The following is a 4358-nucleotide window of genomic DNA, read 5'->3' as shown; positions in this document are numbered from 1 at the left end:
CGCCGGACTTCGCCTTGCCCGCCGCCGCCGTCAGCGGCTTGGCGATGTCCTCCAGGGAGCGGCGTTCGGCGTTCACCGCCAGGAGCGCCGCCACCAGGCCCGCCAGGCACATCAGCGTCGCGCCGATCGAGAAGGCGAGGACCGTTTCGCCGACGACGCCGGATTCCGTGAGCTTGGCGAACAGCAGCGGGCCGCTGATGCCGCCGGCCGCGGTGCCGATGGCGTAGAAGAAGGCGATGGACATCGCGCGGGTCTCCATCGGGAAGACCTCGGAGACCGTCAGGTAGGCGCTGGAGGCGCCCGCCGAGGCGAAGAACAGGACAGCGCACCAGCACGCCGTCATCGTGGCCGCGCTCAGGGAGCCCTGGTCGAAGAGCCAGGCCGTGCCGAACAGGAGCAGGCCGGACAGGATGTACGTGCCGGAGATCATCACGCGGCGGCCGACCGTGTCGAACAGCTTGCCCAGCAGCAGGGGGCCGAAGAAGTTGCCGAGCGCGATGACCGCGAAGTAGTAGCCGGTGCTGCCGCTCGGGACGTCGAAGAACGTCGTCAGGATCGCGCCGAAGCCGAAGGTGATCGCGTTGTACAGGAACGCCTGGCCGATGAAGAGGGAGAAGCCGAGGATGGCCCGCTTGCGGTAGTCGGAGAAGACCGTGCGGCCGATCTCCAGGAAGGAGACGCTGCGCCGCTGGTGGATGGTGATCTCACCCTCCGGGGGCGGCAGCGGCTTGCCGCGCTCCCGTTCGATCTCCTGCTCGATGGAGGAGACGATGCGTTCCGCCTCGTCGTCCCTGCCGTGGATCAGCAGCCATCGCGGGCTCTCCGGTACGTGCCGCCGCACGAGGAGGATGACCAGGGCGAGGACCGCGCCGAGGGCGAAGGTCAGACGCCAGCCGACGTTCGCCGCGAAGATGTCGGTGTCCAGGGCGACGATCGACAGCAGGGAACCGAAGACCGCGCCCAGCCAGAAGCTGCCGTTGATCATCAGGTCGACGCGGCCGCGGTACTCCTTGGGGATCAGCTCGTCGATCGCGGAGTTGATGGCCGCGTACTCGCCGCCGATGCCGAAGCCGGTGAGGAAGCGGAAGAGGAAGAACCACCAGGTGTCGAAGGCGATCGCGGTGAGGGCGGTGGCGGCGAGGTAGACCGCCAGGGTGATCATGAAGAGTTTCTTGCGCCCCCACTTGTCGGTCAGGCGGCCCCAGAAGAGGGCTCCGATGCAGGCGCCCGCCACGTAGAGGGCGGCCGCCATGCCGGTGACCTCGCCCGAGGTGATGGGCAGGCCGCTGCCGGGTTCGGACAGGCGGCTTGCGATGTTGCCGACGACGGTGACTTCCAGACCGTCGAGGATCCACACGGTGCCGAGACCGATGACGATGGTCCAGTGCCAGCGCGACCACGGGAGGCGGTCGAGTCTGGCGGGGATGCTGGTGGTCACGGTCCGGCCGGTCTCGGCCTGCGCGGTGGTCATGGGCTCCCTCCTCGTCGAGAAGAACCCCCTTCATGTGCCCTGACCGGCTCTCGTTACGCCCCGAGCGCGTGCGTCACCGTGTAGATGAGCAGGCCCGCCAGGGAGCCGACCACCGTGCCGTTGATGCGGATGAACTGCAGGTCGCGGCCGATGTTCGCCTCGATCTTCTTCGTGGTGTGCTCGGCGTCCCAGCTCGCGACCGTGTCCGTGATCAGGGAGGTGATCTCCTTGCGGTAGGTGGTGACGACGTAGACGGCCGCGTCCTCCACCCACTTGTCGACCTTGTCCTGCACCTTGCGCTCGCCCGCCATCCGGGAGCCCAGCGACAGCAGCGAGGCCCGTACGCGCAGCCGCAGCTCGCTGCGCTCGTCCTCCGCCGCCGCGACGATCATGGACCGGACGGCGGTCCAGGCGCTGGCGATGAGGTCCTGGACCTCGCCGCGGCCGAGCACCTCGCCCTTGAGCCGTTCGACGCGGGCGCGGGTGTCGGTGTCGGACTGCAGGTCGGAGGCGAAGTCGGTGAGGAAGCGGTCCAGGGCGCCGCGCGCGGGGTGGGCGGGCATGTCGCGCATCTCGGTGACGAAGCGCAGCAGTTCCTTGTAGACGCGCTCGCCGACCTTCCTGTCGACGAACTTCGGGGTCCAGCCGGGGGCGCCGCCCTGGACGGCGTCCATGACGGAGTCGCCGTGCAGCACGAGCCAGTCGTGGGCGCGGTTGACGATCAGGTCGACGACCCGCCTGTGGCCGCCGTCGGCGACGACCTTCTCCAGCATCTTGCCCATGCCGGGCGCGATCTCCTGGGCGCCCGCGCGGCGGGTGATGGCCTCGCCGACCACGGCCTGGACGTCGGAGTCGCGCAGGACGGTCAGGGCGCCGCGCAGGGCGGTGGACAGCTCGGCGGTGACCCGGTCGGCGTGCTCGGGGACGGCGAGCCAGGCGCCGAGGCGGCTGCCGATGCCGACGGCGCGCAGCCGCTGCCGTACGACGTCCTCGGAGAGGAAGTTCTCCCCCACGAACTCGCCCAGGGAGACGCCGAGCTGGTCCTTCTTCTTGGGGATGATCGCCGTGTGCGGGATGGGGATGCCGAGGGGGTGGCGGAACAGGGCGGTGACGGCGAACCAGTCGGCGAGCGCGCCGACCATGCCCGCCTCGGAGGCCGCGGCGACGTAGCCCGCCCAGGCGCCGGCGCCGGAGTTCTGGGCGATCTTGGCGAGGACGTAGACCACGGCCACGAACAGCAGGAGTCCGGTGGCGGTGAGCTTCATCCGGCGTACGCCGCGCTGTTTCTCCTCGTCCGCCGGGCTGAAGGTCGTCATCGCACGGTTGACGGTGGTGCCGGGGCGGGCATGCTCCCCGCCGACACCGACCTTTTGTTCCGTTCTGGTCCGTTCCATCCGCTCCACCCGCTCGGTGATCCCGCACACATTGTCCCTTCCTGACCGACTCCTGGAACGGAACAGGAGTTCCCGGCGTCTGTCGGGAGGGGGTGTTGCCACGGGGTCCTGTGAGCCTCCCCCGGTCCATGACGCATCATGGGCACATCAGATCGGAGCCTGGGCTCCCATCGCCCGAGGAGAACTACACAGCATGACCCGAGGACGTGGCTACGCCCTCTTGGCCCTGGTCGTCGCAGCGATCGTGGCCCTTTCCACCGCCCTGTACGTCGGGGTGGCGTCCGACAACGGCGAGCCGGGCCGGAACGCCCTCGGTGACGGCCGCGCCCCGAACTCCGCCGCCCCCGCCTCCACCGGCACCTGGGTCAGCACGTGGTCCACGTCCCCGGCCGCCGGCGAGCCCGGCACCGAGACGACGGGCATGGCGGACCGTTCGGTGCGCAACGTCGTCCACACCAGCGTCGGCGGTACGAGTGCCCGCGTGACGCTGTCCAATCTCTACGGCCGGTCCCCGCTGAGCATCACGGGCGCGTCGATCGCCCTGGCCGCGGGCCCCGGCACGCCGGCCGCGCTGCCGGACACCCTGCGGCAGCTCACCTTCAACGGCGGCCCGACGGTCGTCATCCCGCCGGGCCGGCAGGTGATGAGCGACGCCGTGCGCATCGCCGTCCCGCACGACTCGGACGTCCTGATCACCACGTACACGCCGGCCGGCTCCGGCACGGTGACGTACCACCCGCACGCCCGGCAGATCTCCTACCTGGCGCAGGGCGACCACACGCGGGACACGACGGGCACGCCGTACACCGAGCAGACCAAGAACTGGCGGTACCTGACCGCGCTGGACGTGCTGAGCAACGAGTCCGAGGGGACGGTCGTCGCGCTCGGCGACTCGCTCACGGACGGCATCACGTCCACGATGAACGCCAACAACCGGTGGACCGACGTCCTGTCCGACCGGCTGCGCGCGGAGATCGCCGCCGGGCGGGACCTGCCGCGCTACAGCGTCGTCAACCAGGGCATCAGCGGCAACCGGGTCCTCACCGACGGGCTGGGCCGCCCCGCGGACAACCCCAGCGGCCTGAACCGCTTCTCGCGGGACGTGCTGCAGCGGACGAACGTCAAGGTCGTCGTCATCGACCTCGGCGTCAACGACATCCTGCGCAACCCGCGGCTCGCCGACCCCCAGGCGATCCTGGGCGGCCTGCGCACGATGGTGGGCCAGGCCCACGCGCGCGGCCTGAAGGTCGTCGGCGCGACCCTGATGCCGTTCCACGGCCACCGCGGCTACACGGACGCGCGGGAGTCGGTGCGCCAGGCCGTCAACGCCGAGATCCGCTCCGGGCGGGTCTTCGACGCGGTGGTCGACTTCGACGAGGCGCTGCGCGATCCGTACGACCCGCGCCGGCTGCGCGCCGACTACGACTCGGGCGACCATCTGCACCCCAGCGACAAGGGCTACACGCGGATGGCCGAGGTGTTCGACCTGGAGT

3 protein-coding genes are annotated in these 4358 nt (G+C 70.3%); 1 reads left to right on the top strand and 2 read right to left on the bottom strand.

The window, feature by feature from the left end; genetic code table 11:
- Both RIN80_RS25780 and RIN80_RS25775 read right to left on the bottom strand, forming a co-directional pair.
- Positions 1-1471 (bottom strand): MFS transporter (locus tag RIN80_RS25780; RefSeq protein ID WP_309098047.1); only part of this gene is annotated, 1471 nt, incomplete at its 3' end.
- 53 nt (positions 1472-1524) lie between these two features.
- Positions 1525-2865: a DUF445 domain-containing protein gene (locus RIN80_RS25775; RefSeq protein ID WP_375141816.1), complete on the bottom strand. Its 1341-nt coding sequence runs from the start codon at positions 2863-2865 to the stop codon at positions 1525-1527.
- A 193-nt stretch (positions 2866-3058) separates the two neighbouring features.
- Between RIN80_RS25775 and RIN80_RS25770 the strand changes: the two genes are divergently transcribed.
- Positions 3059-4358: SGNH/GDSL hydrolase family protein (locus RIN80_RS25770; RefSeq protein WP_309098045.1), on the top strand; the 1300-nt coding region annotated here is incomplete at its 3' end.

The sequence above is a fragment of the Streptomyces sp. genome (assembly GCF_031181705.1).
Lineage (GTDB): Bacteria > Actinomycetota > Actinomycetes > Streptomycetales > Streptomycetaceae > Streptomyces.
This window is presented reverse-complemented; position numbering and strand designations above follow the sequence as displayed.

Coding starts and splice junctions, on each gene's coding strand:
- RIN80_RS25775 (WP_375141816.1), bottom strand. CDS start 2,865: ATGGAACGGACCAGAACGGAACAAAAGGTCGGTGTCGGCGGGGAGCAT.